Genomic DNA, 25,386 nt, shown 5'->3' on the forward strand with positions numbered 1-25,386 from the left:
CCAAACGCCCAGTTATTAGTAAAAAACACTAATAATTACGGGCTTTTTTACCTCAAAATCCGCCAATTAATGCCACTTCTCTCCGCCTACCACGCCAATCAGCCATTTCTTTAAGCCGATCACAGATCAACCAGCGCAAGGGACATAAAGCGTGATCGAGTTAAAGCAAAACAAGTTATTGCCTATATTTTAGTAAATATTTTACTAAAATCATTCCGAGCATTGACGCATTCCATGCCAAGACTGCGGCCTACAGCATTCAGACCAGGAGAGATGACGTGAATAATTGGGAAAACTTTCAACACCTGCATGAGAACCGAATGGCCCCTCGCGCCTATTTCTTCTCATATGACTCACTCAAGCGTGCCCAAACCTTTCAGCGCGCCCTCAGCAGCCACTTTATGGCGCTCAGCGGCCAATGGAGCTTTAACTACTTCACCAACCCGCTGCGGGTGCCCGAAGACTTTTATTCACAAAGGATGACTGACTGGGGCCAGATCACGGTGCCCAACATGTGGCAAATGGAAGGCCATGGCATTCTGCAATATACCGACGAAGGCTTCCCCTTCCCGATCGATGTGCCTTTCGTCCCCACAGACAACCCAACCGGCGCTTACCAACGTAGCTTTATGCTGAGCGAACAGTGGAACGGGAAGCAGACCATCATCAAATTTGATGGGGTCGAGACCTATTTTGAAGTGTACGTTAACGGCCAGTATGTGGGCTTCAGCAAGGGCAGCCGCCTGACCGCCGAATTTGATATCTCCGGTTACGTGCGCTCAGGGGAAAACCTGCTGGCCGTGCGCGTCATGCAGTGGGCGGACTCGACCTACATTGAAGATCAGGATATGTGGTGGACAGCCGGCATCTTCCGCGATGTCTATCTGGTGGGCAAAGAGCCGGTTCACGTGCAGGATCTGACCGTTCGCACCGATTTTGCCGCCGACTACCAAAGCGCGGCCCTGTCTTGCGTACTGGAGATCGAAAACCTATCGGGGACACCGCTAGCGAACTACGTGATTGAATATGCCCTGTTTGATAACGATAACCTGCTGGTACAGCAGAGTCTCGGCGCACAAACGCAGACCCATTTTGCTATCAATCTGGCAAATCCAATCCCGTGGTCAGCGGAAAACCCTTATCTCTATCAGCTGTTTATCACGCTTAAAGACCCACGCGGTACCGTGCTGGAGGTGATACCTCAACGCGTCGGGTTCCGCGATATCAAGGTGCGTGATGGACTGTTCTACATCAACAACCATTATGTGATGCTGCACGGCGTCAACCGCCATGATAACGACCATCTGAAAGGCCGTGCGGTAGGCATGGATCGCGTCGAAAAAGATCTGATCCTGATGAAACAGCACAATATCAACTCGGTACGTACCGCCCATTACCCTAACGACCCGCGCTTTTATGAACTGTGCGACATTTACGGGCTGTTCGTCATGGCCGAAACCGACGTCGAAACCCACGGTTTTGCCAACGTGGGCGATCTGAGCCGCATCACCAACGATCCGGCCTGGGAAACGGTATTCGTCGATCGCATTGTGCGTCACGTTCACGCGCAGAAGAACCATCCGTCGATCGTGATGTGGTCGCTGGGCAATGAGTCCGGCTACGGTTGCAACATCCATGCGATGTACCACGCCACCAAGGCCATCGACGATACCCGCCTGGTGCACTACGAAGAAGACCGCGACGCCGAGGTGGTGGATATCATCTCCACCATGTATACCCGATCGCCGTTGATGAACGAGTTTGGTGAACACCCGCACGCCAAACCACGCATCATCTGTGAATACGCCCACGCCATGGGCAATGGCCCCGGCGGCCTGACGGAATATCAGAACGTGTTTTACCAGCACGATCATATTCAGGGCCACTACGTTTGGGAGTGGTGCGATCACGGCATCCTGGCGCACGATGAGCAAGGCCAGGCGTTTTACAAATACGGCGGTGACTTCGGCGACTATCCGAACAACTACAACTTCTGCATGGACGGGCTGATCTTCCCGGATCAAACGCCTGGGCCGGGTCTGAAGGAATACAAGCAGGTTATTGCGCCAGTGAAAATCCGCGCGCTTGAGGCTCGCCTTGGCACCTTCCTGGTTGAGAACAAGCTTTGGTTTACCAATCTGGATGACTACACCCTCACCGCCGAGATCCGCGCAGAAGGGAAAACGCTGGCAACGCGGTCTCTGCGGCTGAAAGATCTGGCGGCCAACTCTTCACGGGAGATCCGCCTTGAGCTGCCTGAACTGGATGAGCGCGAAGCCTTTGTGAACTTCACCGTGTGCAAGAACTCCAGCACACTGTACAGCCCGGCCAATCACGAAATCGCGGTGTACCAATTCCCGCTCAAAGAGAATACTGCGCAGGCAGAAGCCTATACCAACCTCAACGCCCTGCCACTACGGGTAGCAGAAAGCCGCCTGGCGTACAGCATCAGCGGCCAGGACTTTACGCTGACCTTCTCCAAGGTGAACGGCAAGCTGACCTCCTGGATGAGCAACGGGGAAGAAATCATCGCCTCTGCTCCGGCGTTAAGCTTCTTCAAGCCGATGATCGATAACCATAAACAGGAGTATCAGGGCCTGTGGGAACCCGCTCATCTGCAAATCATGCAAGAGCACTTCCGTACATTGGATGTCGTTCAGGCCGATGGCCGCATTGAAATCACCGTCACCAGCATCATCGCCCCGCCGGTCTTCGACTTCGGCATGCGCTGTTGCTACCGCTACCAGATCAATGCCGAAGGCCAGCTCAACGTGGAACTCAGCGGCGAGCGTTACGGCGATTACCCGTACGTGATCCCGGCCATCGGGCTGGATGTCGGCATTAACGGCGGCTTTGACCGGGTGAACTACTATGGCCGCGGCCCGGAAGAAAACTATCAGGACAGCCAGCAGGCTAACCTGATCGATATCTACCAGACCACGGTGGCCGAGATGTTTGAGCACTATCCGTTCCCACAAAACAACGGTAACCGCCAGCATGTGCGCTGGGCCGCGCTCACCAATCGCCACGGTACCGGCCTGCTGATCAAACCGCAGCAACCGATCAACTTCAGCGCCTGGCAGTACACCAGCCAGAACCTGCATCAGGCGCAGCACACCAATGAACTGCAACCGAGCGGTTATATCACCCTCAACCTTGACCACCAGGTGATGGGCCTGGGTTCCAACTCCTGGGGCAGCGAAGTCCTCGATTCCTACCGAGTTTACATGGCGCCCTTCCGCTATGGCCTGACCCTGATGCCGCTGCAAGCCGGTGACGTCAGCGCCCAGGCGCTGGCCAGCCATGACTTTGCCAATGACTTCTTCACTCCAACCACCAACGAGGCCTGATCCATGCACGTATTAGACAACCTGGAGCAATTCAAAGTGGTTTACCGTGACGGCCGCAAATGGAACCGTTGTGTGGAAGCCATTGACAACATTGCCAATATCAAAGACGGCGTGATGCACTCCATCGGCGATACCCTGGTCTATATGATTGAAGACGGCGTCACCCGCAATCGCGCGACCTTTGAAGGCAACCGTCGTTATTTCACCATCCATTACTACCTCGAGGGCGGCGAAACGGTAGAGTTCGCGCAGAAATCAGCTCTCTCCCCCATTGAGGCCTACCGCGATGAAACCGACCGCGAATATCTGCAAGGCACCGGGCAAACCTGTGAATTACGTGCCGGGCAACTGGCGATTTTTGACAATCAGGAAGCCTACCGCTTCCACGGCGATAACCGGGTAAGAAAAGTGGTGCTGCGGGTCACCATTGAGGATGGCTACATGTTGAACAAGTGATCCTGCTGACTATGAAGCGAACCGGGCGGGAAATCACTCCCGCTCAATCCAGATTGAGTTCATCATTGATGTCGTTCATCGGAGGACGCTATGTCCGATTCTTTACGTGGCACGATTGGCAAGTTTGCCCTGTTGTCGATGACCTTTGCGGCGGTGTTCAACGTACGCAATATCGTCAACAACAACATTGAGCTGGGCTTGAGTTCAGCCCCGGTATTTTTGTTTGCAACCCTGGTCTACTTCATTCCCTTTGTGTTCATTATCGCCGAGTTTGTGTCCGCCAATAAGAACTCGGAATCGGGAATGTACGATTGGCTAAAACAGCCTCTGGGCACCCGAGCAGCCTATATGGGGTCGTTCCTGTATTGGTTCGTCAACCTGTTCTGGTTTGTATCACTGCTGCCTAACGTGATTGCCTATGCGTCGTACGCCATTATGGGCCGCGAATACGCCTTTTCCCCGGTGATGGTCTCGATTATCTCGATCGTACTGTTTGCCGCCACCACCCATATTTCCACCAAGGGGGCCAGTTGGCTGGGCAAGATTGCCGAAGTCGTCGCCTATGGGGTGTTTGCCCTGTTTGCGATTTACGTGCTGGGCGCGCTGATGGCACTGAGCGGCGATCACGTCCCGGCGCAACCGATCACGCTGGAGGCGATGACGCCGACGGTGAACTGGGCAACGTTAGGCATCATGTGTTGGATCTTCCAGGCGGCTGGCGGTGCGGAAACGGCAGCGGCCTACCTCAATGACGTCAAAGGGGGCCAGAAGTCGTTTATCAAGGTGATTATCATTGCCGGTGCGGTGATCGGCGGGATGTATGCCGTCGGTTCCCTGCTGGTTAACGTGTTTGTCGCGCGTGAAAACCTGACCTACGCGGGCGGCATGGTGGAAATCTTCACCGGGATGGCCAAGTACTTCGGCATTTCCGAAACGCTGGTGGGCCGCCTGGTGGGCATCGTGCTGTTTATCGCCATTTTTGGTTCGATGATGATGTGGACCTCCGCGCCGGTGAAGATCCACTTCTCCGAGATCCCGAAAGGCGTTTACGGCCAGAAAACCACCGAGCTGAACAAGCATGGCGTTCCGGTTCGTGCCGCATGGTGGCAATTTGCCTTCGTGTTCGTGATGTTGGTGGTTAACGGCTTTGGTTCCGAATCGGTGCAGCAGATGATGAACACCGCGATCAACCTGACGGCGGGTACGGCGATGCTGCCGCCGATCTTTATCATGGTGGCCTACTTCGTGTTCCGCTGGAAGCATGACGATACGCCGCGCGAGTTCCGCATGGGATCGCGCAAGTTCGGGATGGGCGTGGTTTCGGTGCTGATCACCATCTTTGTGGTCAGTATGACGGCGTCGGCATTCCCGCCGGGGGTCGATCTGATGAAAGCCTTCTTTATCAACGTCTGTATGACCGCGGTATTCTCGGCTCTGGCCTGGTGGTGGATTTCACGCTTCGAGGCTAAGCAGGTACGAAATAAAGCGGCGCTGAGCGAGCAGTAGCTACATAGGGGCGAACATGCACATGTTCGCCCCTCACATATCAAGGCATAAACGCCTGCAAACGCTGTATCTGCTGGCCGTCGGAGCCAAAATTCTCGTCAGCCAACCAACCTTCGAACGCACTACGCATCTGGGGCCAGTTTTGGTCGATCATGGCGAACCAGTCGGTATCCCGGTTGCGGCCCTTGGTGACCAATGCCTGCATAAAACGCCCTTCGTAGAGGAAACCAAAGCGAAGTGCCGCCTGCCTGGAAGGCGCATTCAGGCTATCGCATTTCCATTCACAACGGCGATAGCCCAACTCGTCAAAGGTGTGGCGCAACATCAGGTAAATCGCTTCGGTGGCGCAGGAACGCTGCTTCATCAGCGGTGACCAACAGACGTGGCCAATTTCCAACACGCCGCTGGCCTCTTCAATCCGCATAAAGGCCACCGTGCCGACGGGCAGATCGGTGGCTGAATCGAACACCACCAGATTCACCAGCGCCGTGTTAGCCTGCAGTTTTTCCAGATGCGCGCGCATCTCCTGCGGGCTTTCAGGTCGCTCCCTCATCAGGTAAGTCCAGTCACGTCCATCTGGCGCAAGCTGGTAAGCCGCAAATAGCGCGGCAAAGTCCCGCTCGGCGTCCAACATCGCGAGGCGGCAAAATTTTCCCGTCAGCGTCACCTCCTGCGGCCGTGGCAACGCATGCCATTGCACCAAGGGTTCGCCCACCGGCTGACCATATTGATTTATCGCCATAAAAGTCTTCCGTCTGGTTGCAGCAAAAGTAGGTTCTCTGCAACAGCATATACCGATGCCAGATCGCAGCATACAGACCAATTAACCCCAGCGACTAGACCAATCACCAAACGCCCGTTAGAGGCTTTAGTCAAGGCAAATTGTTAATGAAATGATCTAAATCAAAAACAATGTGAAGAAAATGTTTTGAAACAGATGCTTTATTGTTTGTTTTAGCTGCCAAGACTTAAACTTGAATCACCATACCAGTAGTTTGCTAATCATTATTGGTCATGGAAAAGCAACTCCCTCTGCCCGTTTTTACGGCCCAAGACAGCGGCCGCGCGGGCATTTCTGTGAAACATATTCAAGGTGGAATTATGTCTCGACAGCACTCTCCAGAACCGCCTCGGCGGAACTTTCTAAAGAAAACGCTAGCACTAATACCGCTGGCAGCCGCTGGAGGTACCGGCGTTCTGACGATGACGCCCATGCCGACCTCGGCGGCAGGTGTCTCCTCTCACTATGTTCCCGCTTATTTCAATAACGAGGAATGGCGCTTCCTGCTGGCGGCTTGTGATCGACTGATCCCCAACGATAGTAATGGCCCCGGGGCCGTCGAAGAAGGCGTGCCGATCTTTATCGATAAGCAGATGGAAACGCCTTATGGCCACGGCGGCCTGTGGTATATGCACCCGCCGTTTGTCCCTTCGGCCCCCGAACTGGGCTATCAGTCCAAACTGACGCCACGAGATACCTACCGCATTGGCATTCGCGGCCTCAATGCACACTGCCAGCAGCAATACCAGAAAGCCTTTGTGGACCTGGATCATGCCCAGCAAGAGCAAATCCTGACGGCGCTGGAGAAAGGTGAGCTGGATTCCGAAGCCCTGCCCGGCAAAGCCTTTTTCAGCCAACTGCTGCAAAACACCAAAGAGGGTTATCTGGCCGATCCGCAGCACGGCGGTAACCAGTCGATGGCCTCATGGAAACTGATCGGTTTCCCTGGTGCGCGGGCGGATTACACCGACTGGGTCGATCATCCTAATCAGGCCTATCCCCTTGGCCCGGTAAGTATCTCCAGCAAAAGGAATGCATAAATGAGCACGATAAAAAAACCACCGGTAGACGTGGTGATTGTCGGATTTGGCTGGACCGGTGCCATTATGGGCATGGAACTGACCGAAACCGGCCTGAGCGTATTGGCACTGGAGCGCGGTGAGCAGCGCGATACTTACCCTGATTTTGCCTATCCACGGATTGCCGACGAATTGACCTATGGCATCCGCCTGAAACTGGAGCAGGAGATGGCGCACGAGACCGTCACCGTGCGCCACTCGCCAGCGGATTTCGCCGTGCCTTATCGTCAGCTTGGATCCTTTTTGCCCGGCAACGGCGTCGGCGGTGCAGGCGTCCACTGGAACGGCATGCACTGGCGCGCCCTGCCCGCCGATCTGAAAATGCGTACGACGGTGACGGAAAAGTATGGCGACAAATGGGTGCCAGAAGGCATGTTGTTGCAGGATTACCCTCTCAGTTACACCGAGCTGGAGCCTTACTTCGATAAGTTCGAGAAAGTCTGTGGCACCGCAGGCAAGGCCGGTAACCTGCAAGGCAACATCATCAAAGGCGGCAACCCGTTCGAAGGGCCACGCACCAGCGAATATCCCACTGCCCCCCTCAAGCAGCTCTATTCTGGTTCGCTGTTTGGCAAGGCGGCCGAGTCGCTCGGCTATCACCCTTTCAGCATTCCAGCGGCCAACTGCTCGGAGCCTTATACCAATCCCTACGGCGTGCAACTCGGCCCCTGTAACTACTGCGGTTACTGTGAGCGCTTCGGCTGCTTTATGTACTCCAAGGCCTCACCACAGACCACCATTCTGCCGGTGCTGATGAAGCGGAAAAACTTTGAATTGCGCACCCAGTCGCAGGTCATCAAGGTCAATCTGGACAGCAGTGGCAAAAAGGCCACCGGCGTCACCTATGTCGATGCCCAGGGCCAACAGATTGAACAACCGGCGGATCTGGTGATCCTCAGCGCCTTCCAACTGCATAACGTGCGTCTGCTGTTGCTCTCCGGCATAGGTAAACCTTATGACCCCGTCACCGGCGAAGGAGTTGTCGGCAAGAACTACGCCTATCAGATGAACAGTGGCATTTCGCTGTTTTACGATAAGGACACCCACTTCAACCCGTTTATCGGAGCCGGAGCCGCGGGCACGGTGATCGACGATCTCAACTCGGAAAACTTCGATCACAGCGAACTGGGCTTTATCGGTGGCGCCTATATTTCCGCCACCCGCACCGGTGGCCGCCCGATCCAACAGATGTCGTTACCGCCGGGGACACCCACCTGGGGCAGTGGCTGGAAACAAGGTATCAAAGATAATTATCAGCACTCGATGAGCATTGGCTCTGAAGGCTCGGTGATGCCCTATCGCGACTGCTATCTCGATCTCGATCCCACCTATCAGGATGCCTATGGGCTACCGCTGCTGCGCATGACCTTCGACTGGAAGGCTAACGAGATCAAAATGACCCAGCACATTACCAGCAAGATGGCGAACATCGCCAAAGCCATGGAACCGAAGCAGATGGCGATTTCGGTGATGGGCAGCGGTTCGCACTATGACGTGCGCCCGTATCAATCCACCCACACTACCGGCGGGGCAATCACCGGCGACAACCCAAAAACCAGCGTGGTGAACAAGTATCTGCAATGCTGGGACGTGCCCAACGTGTTTGTCACCGGCGCCTGCGCCTTCCCGCAGAATCTGGCTTATAACCCCACCGGGATCGTCGGTGCACTGGCCTATTATTCAGCAGAAGCGATCCGTAATCAGTATCTGAACAACCCCGGCCCGTTGGTTCAGGCCTGATACGCAAGGAGAAGACGATGAAAGGATTAACCCCCTCGCTGCTGGCCTTGCTGGTATTAAGCGCCAACGCTCTGGCCGCCGAGGATACCCACCTGGTCGGGCAAATCGCTCATGGCGAATATCTGGCACGCGCCGGTGACTGTGCCGCCTGCCATACCGCGCCAGGTGGCATGGCATTCGCCGGTGGGCTGAAGATGACCACCCCGGTTGGTGCGATCTATTCCACCAATATCACTCCAGACAAAACCACCGGCATCGGTGCCTACGATCTACAAGAGTTTGCCGACGCCCTGCGTAAAGGCATTAGGCGCGATGGCACTCGGCTCTACCCGGCCATGCCCTATCCCTCTTTCGCCAAAATCAATGATGAGGATATACGCGATCTGTATCTCTACTTCACCCAACGGGTAACGCCGGTGGTGCAGCAGAACAAGGCTAGCGATATCCCATGGCCACTGAATATGCGCTGGCCGTTGGCGATGTGGGACGGCCTATTCCGCGAGGATGGCGCCTATCAGCCAGACGCTAACCAAAGCGCACAATGGAACCGTGGGGCCTATCTGGTACAAGGATTGGGCCACTGCGGCAGTTGCCATACGCCACGCGGCATTGGCTTCCAGGAGAAGGCGCTGGATCAGACGGATGACGCCTATCTGAGCGGTGGGACGCTGGAGGGTTGGCACGCCGCCAGCCTGCGTGGCGATGCAATCAGCGGGTTGGGTAGTTGGAACGCGGCAGATCTGACCCGTTTCCTGAAAACCGGCCACAGCGACAGATTTGCCGCCTTTGGCTCCATGGTAGACGTGGTACAAGACAGCACTCAGCACCTGAGCGACGAGGATTTGCAGGCGATCGCCGCCTATCTGAAATCGCTGCCTGCGAAGGATGAGCAAAAAACGCCAACGGCCAACCCGCCGCTGGCACTCTACAGCACCGGCCAAGGCAACCCTGGCGGGCAGGCTTATCTGGACAACTGCGCCGCCTGCCACCGCAGCGATGGCCAGGGCTATCGTAATACCTTCCCACAGTTGGCCCATAATCCGGCGTTGCTGGCGGAAGACCCTGCTTCGGTGATCAGCATCATTCTGCATGGTTCACGTACGCCGATGACTTTAGACGCCCCTACCGGGCTAACCATGCCGGACTTTGGCTGGCGTCTGAGCGACCAGCAGGTAGCCCAGATAGCCACCTTTGTACGCACCAGTTGGGGGAATAACGCCGCTCCGGTCACCGCCGATCAGGTCAAAGAAATACGGGAGAACAGCGCCACCAAACCTTCCCAGCAGTAAACACCACAACGGGCCTGGTCTGCCAGGCCCAACCATTTCCACCGATCTCGCCCTGCACGGTTGCACCGCCCGTCGAAATCACCTTAAATAAGCTATCGCATTGAGGCTACAGGATTTCGGTCATCTATGAGCACGGATCCCAACCAGCGCCTGCTGGACAAACTGCAACACGATCTCACCAGCGCTGGCGCTATGCCGCTCTACCTGCGCTTTAACGAATCGGTACGACAGGCCATTGAGCTTGGCATATTGAGCCAGGGGGATTTTCTGCCCAGTGAGCGTTATTTCACCGAACGGCTGGGGATCTCGCGCATTACGGTTCGCAAAGCCCTGGCCTGCCTGGAACAGGATGGCATTATCGGCCGCTCGCGGGGCTATGGCACCTTCATTCAAAATACCGTGGCTCAACCTAAACTGGCCTATTCGCTGGCGGATGTGAAAGGCTTTTCACGCGAAGTGATGCTGCAAGGCCGTAAACCGGACACCATGTGGATCAGCCGTGAGCAAATCCCGGCGGATAGCACACTGGCCGAGAAACTGTCGCTGGCCGAGCATACGCCGGTGTACAAACTTAAACGTATTCACTTTATCGATCAGCGCCCCATGTCGGTGGCGGTGTCTTATGTGGTGGCAGAGGCGATAGCCAACGTTGATGATATTGGCGTTTCTCTGTATGACTACTTTCGTTTGAACAACGTGGAGTTGGGATCGTTGCGTAGCCAGGTCAGCGCCGCCATGAGTGACGGTGAAACCCTGCAAGCGCTGCAGTTGAAAGAACCCATGCCGCTGCTGATCATCAAGCAAACGCTGTTCGACAGCCACAAAAAGCCCATCGAATACAGCGAAAGCTTCTGCCGCAGCGACATGTACGAGTTTATCAGCGAGGATTGAGTTCCTCGCTGGCCAGGAGCTGAGCCAGGGTTGGCGCACAATCCCCACCGGCCTGCGATACCACGTAACCGGCGATGCTATTGGCTAGCGTCATGCTTTGGCGGGCGGTCAGGCCCAGTGCCAGCCCGGCGAGCAAACCGGCGCTGTGGCTATCGCCAGCACCAATGCTGTCTACCACTTTGACCTGACGAGCGGCGATCCAGCCTTGATCGTCCGGCCCGGCAAAGTAATATCCGCCTTCCCCGCCGCAGCGCACAATCACCAGTTGCCCGGTGGTTGACCATAACTGCTGGCAAAAACCGGCAATATCTTCCTGCATGCCAAGGTGCTGAGCTTCACGCTGGTTTAGCGTCAGGATCACCCCAGGGCGGATCAGACGTTGCAACAGGCTCTGCGCCATCACGTCAATGCGCGGGCCAATATCCAGCACCACCCGCACCTGTTCGGGCAGGCGTAACAGCCAATCCACCAGCACGTGGCCCTGCCGGGCACCCAGTTGATAACCGGAAAGGTAAACCAGCCCGCTTTGTGGCGTCGCGTCTGCCAACCACTCAGGCTGCCACTGGTTCTCTATGCCATCGATAGAGATAAAGGTACGCTCACCGTCCGGTTCGACCAACGCCAGACACCAGCCGTTATCCTCACCACCCACTTGCAGATCGGAACTCACGCCGCGCTGCGCCATCTCGCTACGCAAACGATCCGCCCACACGCCTTCTCCCACCGGCAACAGATTGCGGCTGGTAATGCCCAACTGGCGCAGAGCCACGGCGATATTCAGCGCGCAGCCCCCTAAATGCAGCCCCTGCATCTGGGCCGACACGTCGCCACCGCGCACCGGCAAGGCATCGGCGCTCACCACCATGTCCATCACCGCTGCGCCAATCACCGTAACCGGGCACTGCTGATGCCAGCCACCCTGGGTCAGCGTCTGCAATAACTCGCGTCTTTCGTTACTCATTCAGCCTCCTGCCAGCGCTGGCGGAAACGGAGAAAAGCCTGCGCGTAGTGGTTGATATCCAGCGGATTCACCCGCTTTAATTCTGCCAACATAGCCGCGTCGAACGCGTCGATACCGTTCAGGGCACCGCAGATCGCCGTGGCCATCGCGCCGATGGTGTCGGTATCACCGCCCAGGTTGGCGCACAGGATCGCACAGCGGGTAGGATCGGTTTGCGCCAGTTCAACCATTGCCAACGCGGCCGGCACGGATTCTATGGTGCTGACCCCTGCGCCAACCAGTTGGTAGACCCGTTCTGAGGCCTGCTCGGTACCGCCAGCCTGTTCGACTACCTGGAAGGCCAGTTCGATACGCGCCGCTAAAGAAGCGCTGAAGGTGGTGCTGTGGCGGCGCTGAGCGTAATCCGCCACTCCCGGCAATGCCAGGCGGATCTCTGCCCAACTGGCCCCTTCGACCGCCTTGGCAACCGCCCAGGCAATCACCACCGCACCGGCAACGGCGATATCGGATTTATGCGTCGGGCTGGAGGCCAGCCAAACCTGCTGGCAAAACTGCTCCAACGGCGCAGAAGGTAATACGCACCCCAACGGGGAAACCCGCATCGCCGCGCCGTTGGTCACGCCGTTGTTTTCTAAATCGCTAATCGGCGTGCCCTTCTTCTGCTCCCCCAGCGCCAGTTTGGAACTTGGGCCAAGAATGTTTTTGTTGAAGGCGTCAAAACTATCGACCCAGCGGATCACGTTGCGGGCAATCAGCTCCGGTACCACTTCACCATCGGCCTCGATCAATGCGTCGGCTAACGCCAGAGCCATCGAGGTATCATCGGTATACTGCGCTGCCGTGAAATAGCAGGCGGCAGTGTTCTCCGCCGGGCCGTCGAGGAAGCGGTCGATCCAGCCAAAGTGGCGCTTAACCCGCTCACGCGGCCACAGCTCGGAAGGCATGCCGAGCGCGTCGCCCAGCATTTGGCCATAAAGTGCACCCACCACGCGTTGTTCCTGGGTTAACTGCTTCATCTGTTTCTCCTGAATTTTTACCTTGCCGGGCAACACGCCCGGCGCAACGAATTAAGACCGTGCCACGTCAATCGGGGTGATGTTGTCGCTGCGTTCACGGAAGAACAGCAGGAACAGCAGCATGACGCCCACCACCATCACCGCACCAACGCCCCACACGGCGAACCAGTCAAACGTCATACCGTCTCGCGGCTGTTCGAGGGCGAAAGTGGTCATTGCACGACCCCCGAGCCAGTTACCGATAAAGCTGCCCAACCCTTGGCAAATCAGGGTGATCAGGCCCTGAGCGGCGGTACGCATATGCGGCGGCGCTTTTTTGTCGACGTAGATATAGCCGGTCACGAAATAGAAATCGTAGCTGACACCGTGCAGCAAAATGCCCAGGAACAGCATGCTGTAGGCCCAGACGTCGGCGGTGCCGCCGTAGATAAAGAACACGTAACGGATTGCTGCGGTCACAAAGCCCAGCAACAGCACCTTCTTGATGCCATAACGCTTGAGCAGTAACGGCAGCGCCAGCATGGCGAAGATTTCCGAAACCTGCCCCAGCGTCATCCAGCCGGTGGCATTTGGCAGCCCAACCTGCGTCAGATAGCCATTGGCAAACTGGTAGTAAAACGCCAACGGCATACAGAACAGGAACGAGCACAGGGCGAAGGTGGCAAATGAGCGATCCTTCAGCAGGCCAAGCGCATTCAGGCCCAGCAACGCCTTGATATCCACCGGGCCAGAACCCTTGGCTGGCGTATTGGGCAGCACAAAGCTGTACAAACCAAGCGCGATCGATGCCACACCGGTAATGATTAACGGCAGGTTGCTATCGGAAATATTGCCTAACCCCAGCAACGGCGGCAGCATAAAGCCCACCACCAGACCGGAGGCAATCCAACCCAAGGTGCCCAATACGCGGATGCGCGGGAACTCTTTTTCGGTATCGCTAATGTTGGCAAAGGCGATGCTGTTGGTCAGCGCCACGGTCGGCATATAGGTGATGGCATAAATCACCAGCAGCGGGAAGAAGGTGGCAAAGGTGGTTTGCCAGGCGATGATAAACATCAGCACCCCACCAGCCAGATGCAACCAGCCCAAGACTTTTTGCGCGGCGAAGTAGCGATCGGCAATAACGCCAACCAGCACCGGCGAGAGGATTGCCGCAATCGCCGTACTGCTGTACGACCAGGCAATTTCACCCGGCGTAAAGCCCAACTTGTTGAGGTATTGCCATAGGGGAACAAACCACGCTCCCCAGATAAACCACTCGATAAACATCATGACAGACAGCTTCAGATGAGGACGTTTCATTATTATGTATCCTTGCTGGCTACCTTCCCGGCATCGGCTCGGGAAAGCGGTGTAGGGTTCCTGGTATTAGCATCATTACGATACCTATATAATACCTTAATGATACCTTTAGTCCTTTGCCGCGATCCCGCTCACACTTCAGGCAGTCAGCTTTGTTTAAGTTTTGTTTACCTTTGGCACTGCGCTGTTTATCCTGCGTTTATCAGTCATTGCCGATAATCAATGGATGACAGAATTAAACGATCAGGGAATGGTCAGCTAATGCGCGTTACCACAACGTGGCCAACAGCGTGTAACCTTTTCAGTGTGGGTGCCTGGAGTTGCACCCGCCTAAACAACAGGAGTCTGTACCATGCGAGTACTGGTTGTTGAAGACAATGGCCTATTGCGCCACCATCTTAGTGTGCAAATGCGCGAAATGGGGCATCAGGTTGATGCCGCAGAAGATGCCAAAGAAGCTGACTATTTTCTGCAGGAACATGCGCCTGATATCGCCATTGTCGATCTCGGGTTGCCGGGTGAAGATGGCCTGAGCCTGATCCGCCGTTGGCGTGCCAACCAGATGAAGTTGCCGATCCTGGTGCTGACCGCCCGTGAAAGCTGGCAGGATAAGGTGGCGGTGCTGGAAGCCGGGGCCGATGATTACGTCACCAAGCCCTTCCACCTGGAAGAAGTGATTGCCCGCATGCAGGCCTTGATGCGCCGCAATAGCGGCCTGGCTTCACAGGTGATCGTACTGCCGCCGTTCCAGATCGACCTCTCACGCCGTGAGCTGAGCGTCAACGAACAGCAAATCAAGCTGACGGCCTTTGAATACACCATTATTGAAACGTTGATCCGTAACGCGGGTAAAGTGGTCAGTAAAGATTCATTGATGTTGCAACTCTACCCGGATGCCGAACTGCGCGAAAGCCACACCATCGACGTATTAATGGGCCGCCTGCGTAAAAAGCTACAGGCCGAATACCCACAGGAAGTGATCACCACCGTACGTGGTCAGGGCTACCGTTTCGATGCCAAGTGAGCATAATGTTCAACAGAGATAAAAAGCCCTTCTCACTGCGCGCCCGCTTTCTGATGGCCACCGCCGGGGTGATCCTGGCGCTGTCGCTGTCCTACGGGCTAGTTGCGGTGGTCGGCTATATCGTCAGCTTTGATAAAACCGCCTTCCGCCTGCTGCGCGGAGAGAGCAACCTGTTCTTCAGCCTGGCGCAGTGGAAAGACCAGAAGTTGACCATTGCCATCCCGCCCGATCTCGATCTCAACTCCCCAACGCTGGTGTTTATCTACGACGAAAAAGGCAACCTGTTGTGGAGCCAGCGCTCGGTGCCGGAACTGGAAAAACGGATCCAGAAAGAGTGGCTGCAAGAATCCGGTTTCTATGAGATAGACACCGACACCCGCATCAGTAGCGAAGTGCTGGGGGACAACCCCAAGGCACAGGATCAGCTGAAAGACTACGATGACACCGACCATGAGGCGTTAACCCACTCGGTGGCCGTCAATACCTATGCCGCCACCCCACGCCTGCCCGCCTTGAGCATCGTGGTGGTCGACAGCATTCCGCAGGAACTGCAACGCTCGGACGTGGTGTGGGAATGGTTCAGCTACGTACTGCTGGCCAATCTGTTACTGGTCGTGCCTCTGCTATGGCTAGCTGCGTATTGGAGTTTGCGGCCGATCAAGGCGCTGATAACCCAGGTCGGTGAATTGGAAAACGGCGAGCGCGAGCAACTGGATGAAAATCCCCCCAGTGAACTACGTGGCTTGGTACGGAACCTGAATATCCTGGTGCGCAACGAGCGCCAGCGCTACACCAAATACCGCACTACGCTGTCCGACCTCACCCACAGCCTGAAAACCCCGCTGGCGGTATTGCAGACCACCCTGCGCTCGCTGCGTTCCAGCAAGCAGACCACCATCGAAGAGGTCGAGCCGATCATGCTCGAGCAGATTAGCCGTATCTCGCAGCAGATTGGTTATTACCTGCATCGGGCCAGCATCAACTCTGGTCAAACCGTGCTGACCCGCGAGATCCATTCGGTTTCTGCCCTGCTCGACAGCCTGAGCGTGGCACTAAACAAGGTTTATCAGCGCAAAGGGGTTGTCATCACCCTCGATATCTCACCTGAAGTCACCTTTATGGGCGAGAAAAACGACTTTATGGAGGTGATGGGCAACGTGCTGGAGAACGCCTGTAAATATTGCCTGGAGTTTGTGGAGATCACCTCGCTGCACTCGGACAAATACCTGACGATCGTCATTGATGACGACGGCCCCGGCATCCCCGAAAGCAAGCGTGAGTTGATCTTCCAACGCGGCCAACGCGTCGATACTCTGCGCCCCGGCCAGGGGATTGGCCTGTCGGTCGCCGCCGAGATCATCGAGCAATACGACGGGCAAATTACCATCAGCGACAGCCCGCTGGGTGGAGCACGGATGGAGGTCACCTTCTCCCGCCAGCACGACTCCCACCATCACGATTAAATTCTCTCGCTCAGGCCCCGATCCACGGGGCCTAACTTCCGTTATAATCCCTGCAGGCTCACTCTATCCTGGAATAGAACATGGATTACCAATTAGATCTCGACTGGAACGACTTTTTGCAACGCTATTGGCAAAAGCGCCCGGTAATTATCAAGCGTGGTTTTAACAACTTTATCGATCCGATTTCCCCGGATGAGCTGGCCGGGTTGGCTATGGAAAACGAGGTGGACAGCCGCCTGGTGAGCCATCAGGAAGGTCGCTGGCAGGTTGGCCACGGCCCGTTTGAAAGTTTCGACCATCTGGGCGAGAACAACTGGTCATTGCTGGTGCAGGCCGTTGATCACTGGCATCAGCCTTCCAGTGCCTTGATGCAACCGTTCCGTAAGCTGCCGGACTGGCGCATGGACGATCTGATGATTTCGTTCTCGGTACCGGGCGGCGGCGTTGGCCCACATCTCGATCAATACGACGTGTTCATCATCCAGGGTACTGGCCGCCGCCGTTGGCGCGTGGGCGAAAAAGTACCGATGAAGCAGCACTGCCCGCACCCTGACCTGTTACAGGTTGAGCCGTTTGACGCCATCATTGACGAAGAGATGGAGCCTGGCGATATTCTGTATATCCCACCGGGATTCCCGCATGAAGGCTACTCGCTGGAAAACTCGCTCAACTATTCCGTCGGCTTCCGCGCACCGAATGGCCGCGAGATGGTAAGTGGCTATGCCGACTACGTGCTAGCACGCGAGTTAGGCAGCAAACGTTACACCGATCCGGATATCGCGCTGCGCGATCACCCGGCGATGGTTCTCCCCCATGAGGTCGATGCGCTGCGTGGGATGATCCTGGAGCTGGTGCAGCAGCCGGAGCACTTCCAGAACTGGTTTGGCGAGTTCATTTCGCAGTCGCGTCACGAGCTGGACATCGCGCCGCCAGAGCCGCCTTATCAGGCCGGTGAAATCTATGAGCTGCTGCAACAGGGTGAGCCATTACAACGTTTGGGTGGGTTGCGCGTGCTGCGCGTTGGCGACCAATGCTTTGTCAACGGTGAGCTAATCGACACCGAACATCTGCAAGCCGCCGATGCGCTGTGCCAGCACGCAAGCGTTGATGCCGCCTTGCTGGGCGACGCGGTGGACGACCCGTCGTTCCTGGCCCTGCTGACGGCGTTGATTAACAGCGGTTACTGGTATTTTAACGACTAATCAAAATGAGTGAGGGGCAAACTGGCCCCTCACTCAATCTATTAACGCAAAAAACTACCGTTTAGCGCGCTCGGCGCTCAGAGTGGCAATGCGCATGATCACCGCTACCGCCTGCTCCATCCCTTCCAGCGTAATAAACTCATGCTTGCCATGGAAGTTATAGCCACCGGTAAACAGGTTTGGACAAGGCAGCCCCTTGAAGGATAGCTGCGCGCCATCGGTACCACCGCGGATCGGCTTCATCACCGGCTCAATATCACAGTCCCGCATCGCCTGCTGTGCCAGCTCGATCACATGAGGATGCTCGGCCACCTGCTCACGCATGTTGTAGTAATTATCCTCGATCGCCACCTCAATGTAGCAATCCCGTGGCAACCCACGGCCAACCTTTTGCGCGACTTCAATCATCTTGCGCTTGCGAGCCTCAAAGCCTTCACGCTCAAAATCCCGCAAGATGTAGTGCATCTCGGCACGTTCAACGTTCCCCTTGATGCTGTTGAGATGGTAAAAACCCTGATACCCCTCGGTGTGCTCCGGTGTTTCCTCGGCCGGTAGCTCCTGTTGGAAACGGGTTGCCAACGACAGCGCGTTCACCATCACCCCTTTGGCACTGCCAGGGTGTACGTTATTACCGACGATTTTGACCGTCACCGCCGCTGCATTGAAGTTTTCACACTCCAGTTCGCCCACCCCACCACCATCGACGGTGTAGGCCCACTCTGCATCGAACGCAGCAACATCAAAGAAATGCGCCCCTTTGCCCACCTCTTCATCCGGCGTGAACGCCACGCGGATATCGCCGTGAGGAATTTTTTGCTGCTTTAGCCGCACCATCGCGGTCAAGATCTCGGCAATCCCGGCTTTATCGTCGGCCCCCAACAGCGTTTTGCCGTCGGTGGTGATCAGCGTTTGCCCCAGCATCTGATGCAAGATCGGGAACATCACCGGCGATAACACTTCATCACCGATGCCCAAGGCAATGTCACCGCCGCGATAGTTTTCCACTATCTGCGGCGTCACATGCTTACCCGAAAAATCGGGTGAGGTATCAAGGTGAGAAATAAAGCCAATGGCCGGCACTGGCCAGCTCACATTGCCAGGCAGCGTGCCCATCACGCAGCCATGTTCGCTTAGCGATACCCGTTCAAACCCCAGCCCAATCATTTCCTGTTGCAACGCACGCGCCAGCTTCAGTTGCCCTTCGGTACTAGGCACATGTTTGACGTTCGCTTTAGCCTGTGTGTCAAATGAGACGTAGTTAAAAAAGCGATCTAGTAGTTTATCCATGGTTCCGCCCTCAGAATTTCGCGTTTCATTATGCGGAACCGATCCGGATCAAATATTGAGACAGGTCATTAATAATCAGATTTAACACAAATCATTAAAGCAAGTGATGGTTTAATAGGGTAACTACCGACGCAAAAATCGGCCAACTGGCATGACTTATGGGCGGTTTGGCTTTCAATTACCGGATTCAGCGTCTATCATGCGCCCTCTTAAATTTTTGATCGGCGCCGCTGGCTTTGAGCTTCAGTACCTGACGGGTCACTCCCGTAAGCTCGCGCAGTCTTTTCCAGCGGCGGTTCTATCTGCACCACCGTACGGGATAGAGACACTAAAATGACTGAACAATCCTCTTTGGTTACACTGAACGCCCTGAGTAAAAGCTTTGACGGCAAAGAGATCATCCGCGATCTCAACCTAAAGATTAACGATGGTGAGTTCCTGACCCTGCTTGGCCCTTCCGGCTGCGGGAAAACTACCGTGCTGCGGCTGATTGCCGGGTTGGAAAATGCCGACCATGGGCAGATCGTGCTCGACGGGCAAGATATCACCGCTATCCCGGCCGAGCATCGGCACGTTAACACCGTGTTTCAAAGCTATGCCCTATTCCCCCACATGACCGTGTTTGAAAATGTCGCCTTTGGCCTGCGCATGCAGAAAACCCCAGAGGCGGAGCTAACGCCGCGCGTGGAAGAAGCCCTGCGCATGGTGCAATTGGACGAGTTCGCTCAGCGCCGCCCACATCAGCTATCTGGAGGGCAACAGCAACGGGTCGCGATTGCCCGGGCCGTAGTGAATAAACCTAAACTGTTACTGCTCGACGAGTCGCTTTCGGCACTGGACTACAAGCTGCGCAAGCAGATGCAGAACGAGTTGAAGGCGCTGCAGCGCCAATTGGGCATCACCTTTGTGTTCGTCACGCACGATCAGGAAGAGGCGCTGACCATGTCCGATCGGATTGTGGTGATGCGCGACGGGCGAATAGAACAGGACGGCACCCCACGGGAAATCTACGAAGAGCCCAAGAACCTGTTTGTCGCCAGCTTTATCGGTGAGATCAATATCTTTGATGCGGTAGTGCTACATCGTATCGATCCGCAGCGGGTACGCGCCCGTGTGGAAGGCCGTGAGTGTGATATCTACGCCGATCTCCCGGTCGAGCCAGGACAATCCCTGAAGGTTCTGCTGCGCCCGGAGGATCTGCGCGTCGAAGAGGTGAACGACAGCGAGCAGATAGATGGCCTGATCGGCTACGTGCGCGAACGCAACTATAAAGGCATGACGCTGGAGTCGGTGGTTGAACTGGAAAACGGTAAGATGGTGATGGTCAGCGAGTTCTTCAATGAAGACGATCCTGACTTTGACCACTCGTTAAACCAGAAGATGGCGATAACCTGGGTTGCAAGCTGGGAGGTAGTGCTGGCCGATGAAGAAATCGCGTAATTTGCTGCAAAACCTGGTGATCAGCGGCACCGTCGGCTGGCTGGTGCTGTTTGTTTTTCTGCCGAACCTGATGATTATCGGCACCAGTTTCCTCACCCGTGACGACGCCAATCTGGTGCAGATGGTGTTCACTCTGGATAATTACACCCGGTTGTTCGATCCCCTGTATGGCCAAGTGATGCTGCACTCGCTGAACATGGCGGCGATCGCCACCTTTTGCTGCCTGCTGCTGGGTTATCCTTTCGCCTTTATTCTGGCTCGCCTGCCGCAAAGGGTGCGCCCGCTGCTGCTGTTCCTGCTGATTGTGCCCTTCTGGACCAACTCGCTGATCCGTATCTATGGCCTGAAGCTGTTTCTCAGCACCCGCGGCTATCTGAACGAGTTCCTGATGTGGGCCGGGATCATCGATACGCCGTTACGCATCATGTATACCTCTGGCGCTGTGGTGCTGGGGCTGGTCTACATCTTGCTGCCGTTTATGGTGATGCCGCTCTACTCCAGCCTGGAAAAGCTGGATAAATCCTGTCTGGAGGCGGCCCGCGATCTTGGTGCCAGCAAGCTGCAAACCTTTATCCGCATCATTATTCCGCTGACTATGCCAGGCATTATCGCCGGTTGCCTGTTGGTGCTGCTGCCCGCCATGGGGCTGTTCTACGTGGCCGACCTGATGGGCGGAGCCAAAAACCTGCTGATCGGTAACGTCATCAAAAGCCAGTTCCTGAATATCCGTGACTGGCCGTTTGGTGCCGCCACCAGCATTTGCCTGACGCTGGTGATGGGGCTGATGCTGTGGATCTATTACCGGGCCGCCAAGCTGCTGAACAAAAAGGGGGAGCTGGAATGATCGGACGCCTGTTGCGCGGTGGCTTTATGAGCCTGATTTACGCCTATCTCTATATTCCCATCGTGATCCTGATCGTTAACTCGTTCAACACCTCGCGCTTTGGCATTAACTGGCGAGGTTTTACCACCCACTGGTACAGCATGTTGATGAATAACGACAGCCTGTTGCAGGCCGCTGGGCACTCACTCACCATGGCTGTGTTGTCCGCCAGCTTTGCGACCATGATCGGCTCGTTGGCGGCTGTGGCGTTATACCGCTATCGTTTTCGCGGGAAACCCTTCGTCGGTGGCATGCTGTTTGTGGTGATGATGTCGCCGGATATCGTCATGGCCATCTCGCTGCTGGTGCTGTTTATGCTGCTAGGCGTCTCGTTGGGCTTCTGGTCGCTGTTATTTTCGCATATCACCTTCTGCCTGCCCTTTGTGGTGGTCACCGTCTATGCGCGCCTGAAGGGCTTTGACGTCAAAATGCTGGAAGCCGCACGCGATCTGGGTGCCAGCGAAATGGTGATCCTGCGCAAAATCATCCTGCCGCTGGCCATGCCCGCTGTTGCCGCCAGTTGGTTGCTAAGCTTCACGCTGTCGATGGATGATGTCGTGGTCTCTTCGTTCGTGACCGGGCCAAGCTACGAGATTTTGCCCTTGAAGATCTATTCGATGGTGAAGGTCGGCGTATCTCCTGAAGTGAACGCCCTGGCGACCATTCTGCTGGTGTTATCGCTAGCGCTGGTGCTCACCAGCCAACTGCTGTTACGCGATCGGCAAAAACGCTGATTTGCCAACGGGATAAGCGTCTTTACCCCGTTGGGTACGCCACTTATAATAGCCGCTCTCTGGGGTATGGCGCATCACGCTATACTGTAAAAACACGCACTGCTAAAGGATCCGCACCATGAAAAAGTGGTCACATCTGCTCGCAGCCGGGATGATGGCACTGAGCCTTGGCTCGGCAAACGCCGCGGACGACGGCAAAACGCTCTATTTCTACAACTGGACCGAGTATGTCCCGCCGGGTCTGCTGGAACAGTTCACCAAAGAAACCGGTATCAAGGTGATTTACTCCACCTATGAATCCAACGAAAGCATGTACGCCAAGCTGAAAACCTACCGCGACGGCGCGTACGATCTGGTGGTCCCTTCCACCTATTTCATCGCCAAGATGAGCAAGGAAGGGATGCTGCAAAAGATCGACAAAAGCAAACTCAGCCACTTTAACGACCTCGATCCAAACCTGTTGCACAAACCGTTCGATCCCAACAACGATTACTCCATTCCCTATATCTGGGGCGCCACCGCCATTGGCATCAATACCGATGCCATTGATGCCAACTCCGTAACCGCCTGGGCCGATCTGTGGAAACCGGAATACAAAGGCCGCGTGCTGCTCACCGATGATGCACGTGAAGTGTTCCAGGTCGCGCTACGCAAGCTGGGTTATTCAGGCAATACTACCGATCCTAAGCAGATCGAGGCTGCCTATAACGAGCTCAAGAAGCTGATGCCAAACGTGCTGGCGTTCAACTCCGATAACCCGGGCAATCCGTATATGGAAGGTGAAGTCGATCTGGGCATGGTGTGGAACGGTTCGGCCTATGTCGCGCGCCAGGCCGGTACCCCACTGGAGATCGTCTGGCCGAAAGAAGGCGGCATTTTCTGGATGGATAGCCTGGCTATTCCGGCTAATGCCAAGAACGTCGAGGGAGCGTTGAAGCTGATCGACTTCCTGCTACGCCCGGAGATCGCGGTACAGGTGGCGGAAACCATCGGTTACCCAACCCCCAATCTGGCCGCGAGAAAGCTGTTGCCGAAAGAGATCGCCAACGACAAATCGCTGTATCCGGATGATACGGTGATCGAAAACGGTGAGTGGCAAAACGATGTGGGTGATACCAGTACGCTGTATGAAACCTACTTCCAGCAGCTAAAGGCCGGACGCTGACCTAGGGAGGGGCAACTATATTGCCCCTCGCCCTATCCGATTAAGGCTTATCCGCCCGCTCGACCTTGCCCATCAGGAATTTGTGCACAAAGCGTGGCACCACCTCGCTGGCCGGGCCGTAATGCTTCTCTTCGAACTGGCTCTCCACCAGGCTCGGCTCCAGGTTCAGCTCCATGGTATAAGCCCCGCCCAACCGTGCCTCGTGAACAAAGCCTGCCGCCGGGTAAACATTGCCAGAGGTGCCAATCGCGATAAAGAAATCGGCCTTGGCCAACGCGGCGTAAATCTCATCCATCCCCAACGGCATTTCACCAAACCACACCACGTGAGGCCGCAGTGGCGCAGGGAACTGGCAGCAGTGGCAACGTTCATCCACGCTCAGGTCTCCCAACCATTCCACCACCTGCCCAGAACTGGTGCAGCGCACTTTCAGCAGCTCGCCATGCATATGCAGCACATGCTTGCTACCGGCTCGCTCGTGCAGGTTGTCGATATTCTGCGTAACCAGCAGGAAATTCTCCTCCCCCAGCCACTCTTCCAAATCGGCCAGCGCACGATGAGCCGCATTAGGGCCGATATCCGACTGCTGCAACTGCCGGCGGCGCGCATTATAAAACTCCTGCACCAAGGCCGGATCGCGCTGATAACCGTCCAGGGTGGCGACATCTTCTACCTTGTGCTCTTCCCACAGCCCATCGGCAGCACGGAAAGTACGGATGCCGGACTCGGCAGAGATCCCTGCTCCCGTCAGCACCACGACAAACGGCTTTTTCAGCTCTGCCGCCGCCATGGTATCGCGTTGGAATATCCGCGAGCGAAAACGCTGATGCCGAACATGCTTACTCTTGCGAAACTGACACAACCGATGGCGAGTGTGCATGAACTCTCCTTATTTATGACTTTCCACCAAATTGAGGAACGCTGCCCCACGAACACCGCCAGCATCGCCATAGCGCGCCTTCTCGATGCGTGGCAGTTTGGCTACCCGTAACAAATGGGCGGGCAAACGCTGGGGCAACGCCTGATAAATTGCGGCAAAATTCGATAAGCCGCCGCCAATCACCACCAGGTGGGGGTCGATGATGGTCAGCAGGTTGCCCAGGCAAATGGCCAGGACATCCAGAAAACGTTCTACGTGCGCCACGGCCTGTGGCTCACCGGCCTGATAATGCGCAATGATTTGCTGCGCTGGCAACCGTTGTTGATAAAAATGGGCATACATCCACTCAAATCCGCGGCCCGAGATGTAATTCTCGATGCAACCGTCATGGCCACAGCCACAGGGAACGCGAGGAATATCACGCCCGAGCACCTCCAGCGCATCCACCGGCAAGCGGAAATGGCCAAACTCTCCAGTGATAAAGTTCCGTCCAGAGACCACTTTACCATTAACGATCAAACCACCGCCAACTCCGGTGCCCAGGATGATGCCCAGCACCGTCGGGTAATGGCGAAACTCCTCGTCCCAAGCTTCCGAAAGCGTGAAGCAGTTGGCATCGTTATCGACCTTGACCTCGCGGCCAATCAGCGCGCTCAGATCGCGCGGCAGCGGCTGCCCCATCGCAGCCGGGACGTTGGCGGTAAACAAGGTGCCATCTTCATTTGGCAGCCCGGGAATACCGATGCCCACCAGCCCCTGCGTACCACAAACGGCATCGGCCTCATGGGTGAGATCGCGTAATACCGCCAGCAGTTGCCGGTAGTCGTCACGCGGCGTCGGCACCCGCTTTTGCCAGATACGCTGCAGATTGGCGTCGAACACCCCAAGTTCAATCTTGGTGCCGCCCATGTCGAAACCGTAGTACATATCTCGCCCT

Annotated in this window: 21 protein-coding genes; 14 read left to right on the plus strand and 7 right to left on the minus strand. The window is 56.0% G+C overall.

Translation table 11 applies throughout. The features are described from left to right. The first annotated feature begins 278 nt into the window (after window positions 1–278). The 3 genes from ebgA to ACX9GU_RS15640 all read left to right on the plus strand — a co-directional run bounded on the left by ebgA (window position 279) and on the right by ACX9GU_RS15640 (window position 5,312). A complete protein-coding gene (ebgA, locus tag ACX9GU_RS15630) occupies window positions 279–3,350 on the plus strand; it encodes a beta-galactosidase subunit alpha (RefSeq protein ID WP_473192146.1) in 3,072 nt (1,023 codons plus the stop codon). A gap of 3 nt (window positions 3,351–3,353) precedes the next feature. Further along, window positions 3,354–3,806: a beta-galactosidase subunit beta gene (locus tag ACX9GU_RS15635; protein ID WP_473192147.1), complete on the plus strand. Its 453-nt coding sequence runs from the start codon at window positions 3,354–3,356 to the stop codon at window positions 3,804–3,806. Window positions 3,807–3,896: 90 nt separating this feature from the next. Then, window positions 3,897–5,312, plus strand: a complete 1,416-nt coding sequence (locus tag ACX9GU_RS15640) for an amino acid permease (protein ID WP_024529944.1) — start codon at window positions 3,897–3,899, stop codon at window positions 5,310–5,312. Between the two features lie 40 nt (window positions 5,313–5,352). Here ACX9GU_RS15640 and ACX9GU_RS15645 read toward each other — a convergent pair whose 3' ends face one another. Further along, a complete protein-coding gene (locus ACX9GU_RS15645) occupies window positions 5,353–6,054 on the minus strand; it encodes a GNAT family N-acetyltransferase (protein WP_473192148.1) in 702 nt (233 codons plus the stop codon). 359 nt (window positions 6,055–6,413) lie between these two features. Here ACX9GU_RS15645 and ACX9GU_RS15650 point away from each other — a divergent pair, with 359 nt between their 5' ends. From ACX9GU_RS15650 to ACX9GU_RS15665, 4 genes are all read left to right on the plus strand, one after another. Beyond that, the gene (locus ACX9GU_RS15650; protein ID WP_473192149.1) at window positions 6,414–7,133 is read left to right on the plus strand and encodes a gluconate 2-dehydrogenase subunit 3 family protein; all 720 of its coding nucleotides are present in this window, start codon (window positions 6,414–6,416) and stop codon (window positions 7,131–7,133) included. Beyond that, window positions 7,134–8,912 carry a GMC family oxidoreductase gene (locus tag ACX9GU_RS15655; protein WP_473192150.1) on the plus strand — a complete coding sequence of 593 codons (1,779 nt, stop codon included), beginning with the start codon at window positions 7,134–7,136 and terminating at the stop codon, window positions 8,910–8,912. Between the two features lie 17 nt (window positions 8,913–8,929). Further along, window positions 8,930–10,201, plus strand: coding sequence for a c-type cytochrome (locus tag ACX9GU_RS15660; RefSeq protein ID WP_473192151.1), 1,272 nt, complete (start codon window positions 8,930–8,932; stop codon window positions 10,199–10,201). A 126-nt stretch (window positions 10,202–10,327) separates the two neighbouring features. After that, a complete protein-coding gene (locus ACX9GU_RS15665; RefSeq protein WP_473192152.1) occupies window positions 10,328–11,092 on the plus strand; it encodes a GntR family transcriptional regulator in 765 nt (254 codons plus the stop codon). Here ACX9GU_RS15665 and ACX9GU_RS15670 read toward each other — a convergent pair. Genes ACX9GU_RS15670 through ACX9GU_RS15680 form a run of 3 tightly spaced genes read right to left on the minus strand, consistent with a single transcriptional unit; the run spans window position 11,079 to window position 14,371 of the window. After that, window positions 11,079–12,053: a PfkB family carbohydrate kinase gene (locus ACX9GU_RS15670; protein WP_473192153.1), complete on the minus strand. Its 975-nt coding sequence runs from the start codon at window positions 12,051–12,053 to the stop codon at window positions 11,079–11,081. The two genes, ACX9GU_RS15665 and ACX9GU_RS15670, sit on opposite strands and share 14 nt — an antisense overlap. Further along, window positions 12,050–13,069, minus strand: coding sequence for an ADP-ribosylglycohydrolase family protein (locus tag ACX9GU_RS15675; RefSeq protein ID WP_473192154.1), 1,020 nt, complete (start codon window positions 13,067–13,069; stop codon window positions 12,050–12,052). Before ACX9GU_RS15675 ends, ACX9GU_RS15670 begins: the two co-directional genes overlap by 4 nt. A 51-nt stretch (window positions 13,070–13,120) precedes the next feature. Next, window positions 13,121–14,371, minus strand: coding sequence for a nucleoside permease (locus ACX9GU_RS15680; RefSeq protein ID WP_368444725.1), 1,251 nt, complete (start codon window positions 14,369–14,371; stop codon window positions 13,121–13,123). A 352-nt stretch (window positions 14,372–14,723) separates the two neighbouring features. On the opposite strand from ACX9GU_RS15680, the gene phoP reads away from it, so the two are divergent. The 3 genes from phoP to ACX9GU_RS15695 all read left to right on the plus strand — a co-directional run bounded on the left by phoP (window position 14,724) and on the right by ACX9GU_RS15695 (window position 18,060). Continuing rightward, window positions 14,724–15,395 carry a two-component system response regulator PhoP gene (gene phoP, locus ACX9GU_RS15685; RefSeq protein ID WP_021804688.1) on the plus strand — a complete coding sequence of 224 codons (672 nt, stop codon included), beginning with the start codon at window positions 14,724–14,726 and terminating at the stop codon, window positions 15,393–15,395. A gap of 5 nt (window positions 15,396–15,400) precedes the next feature. Beyond that, the gene (phoQ, locus tag ACX9GU_RS15690; protein WP_473192155.1) at window positions 15,401–16,858 is read left to right on the plus strand and encodes a two-component system sensor histidine kinase PhoQ; all 1,458 of its coding nucleotides are present in this window, start codon (window positions 15,401–15,403) and stop codon (window positions 16,856–16,858) included. A gap of 80 nt (window positions 16,859–16,938) precedes the next feature. Then, window positions 16,939–18,060, plus strand: a complete 1,122-nt coding sequence (locus ACX9GU_RS15695) for a ribosomal protein uL16 3-hydroxylase (protein WP_021804690.1) — start codon at window positions 16,939–16,941, stop codon at window positions 18,058–18,060. Window positions 18,061–18,114: 54 nt separating this feature from the next. Here ACX9GU_RS15695 and pepT read toward each other — a convergent pair whose 3' ends face one another. Further along, window positions 18,115–19,347: a peptidase T gene (gene pepT / locus ACX9GU_RS15700; RefSeq protein WP_024485244.1), complete on the minus strand. Its 1,233-nt coding sequence runs from the start codon at window positions 19,345–19,347 to the stop codon at window positions 18,115–18,117. A gap of 333 nt (window positions 19,348–19,680) precedes the next feature. Between pepT and potA the strand changes: the two genes are divergently transcribed. From potA to potD, 4 genes are all read left to right on the plus strand, one after another. Next, the gene (potA, locus tag ACX9GU_RS15705; RefSeq protein ID WP_059200571.1) at window positions 19,681–20,787 is read left to right on the plus strand and encodes a spermidine/putrescine ABC transporter ATP-binding protein PotA; all 1,107 of its coding nucleotides are present in this window, start codon (window positions 19,681–19,683) and stop codon (window positions 20,785–20,787) included. Continuing rightward, window positions 20,771–21,631: a spermidine/putrescine ABC transporter permease PotB gene (gene potB / locus ACX9GU_RS15710; RefSeq protein WP_473192156.1), complete on the plus strand. Its 861-nt coding sequence runs from the start codon at window positions 20,771–20,773 to the stop codon at window positions 21,629–21,631. The genes potA and potB overlap by 17 nt, the downstream gene beginning before the upstream one ends. Continuing rightward, entirely contained in the window at window positions 21,628–22,404 is a 777-nt protein-coding gene (gene potC / locus ACX9GU_RS15715; RefSeq protein ID WP_473192157.1) for a spermidine/putrescine ABC transporter permease PotC, read from the plus strand. Before potB ends, potC begins: the two co-directional genes overlap by 4 nt. 118 nt (window positions 22,405–22,522) lie before the next feature. After that, window positions 22,523–23,569, plus strand: coding sequence for a spermidine/putrescine ABC transporter substrate-binding protein PotD (potD, locus tag ACX9GU_RS15720; protein ID WP_473192158.1), 1,047 nt, complete (start codon window positions 22,523–22,525; stop codon window positions 23,567–23,569). Between the two features lie 40 nt (window positions 23,570–23,609). Here the strand turns inward: potD and cobB are convergent, their stop codons facing one another. Together cobB and nagK are read right to left on the minus strand one after the other, a co-directional pair. Then, window positions 23,610–24,449 carry a Sir2 family NAD+-dependent deacetylase gene (gene cobB, locus ACX9GU_RS15725; protein WP_059200568.1) on the minus strand — a complete coding sequence of 280 codons (840 nt, stop codon included), beginning with the start codon at window positions 24,447–24,449 and terminating at the stop codon, window positions 23,610–23,612. Window positions 24,450–24,458: 9 nt separating this feature from the next. Then, window positions 24,459–25,376, minus strand: coding sequence for an N-acetylglucosamine kinase (gene nagK / locus ACX9GU_RS15730; protein WP_024531138.1), 918 nt, complete (start codon window positions 25,374–25,376; stop codon window positions 24,459–24,461). Window positions 25,377–25,386 lie beyond the last annotated feature (10 nt).

This window comes from Serratia sp. K1WW1, assembly GCF_055790865.1.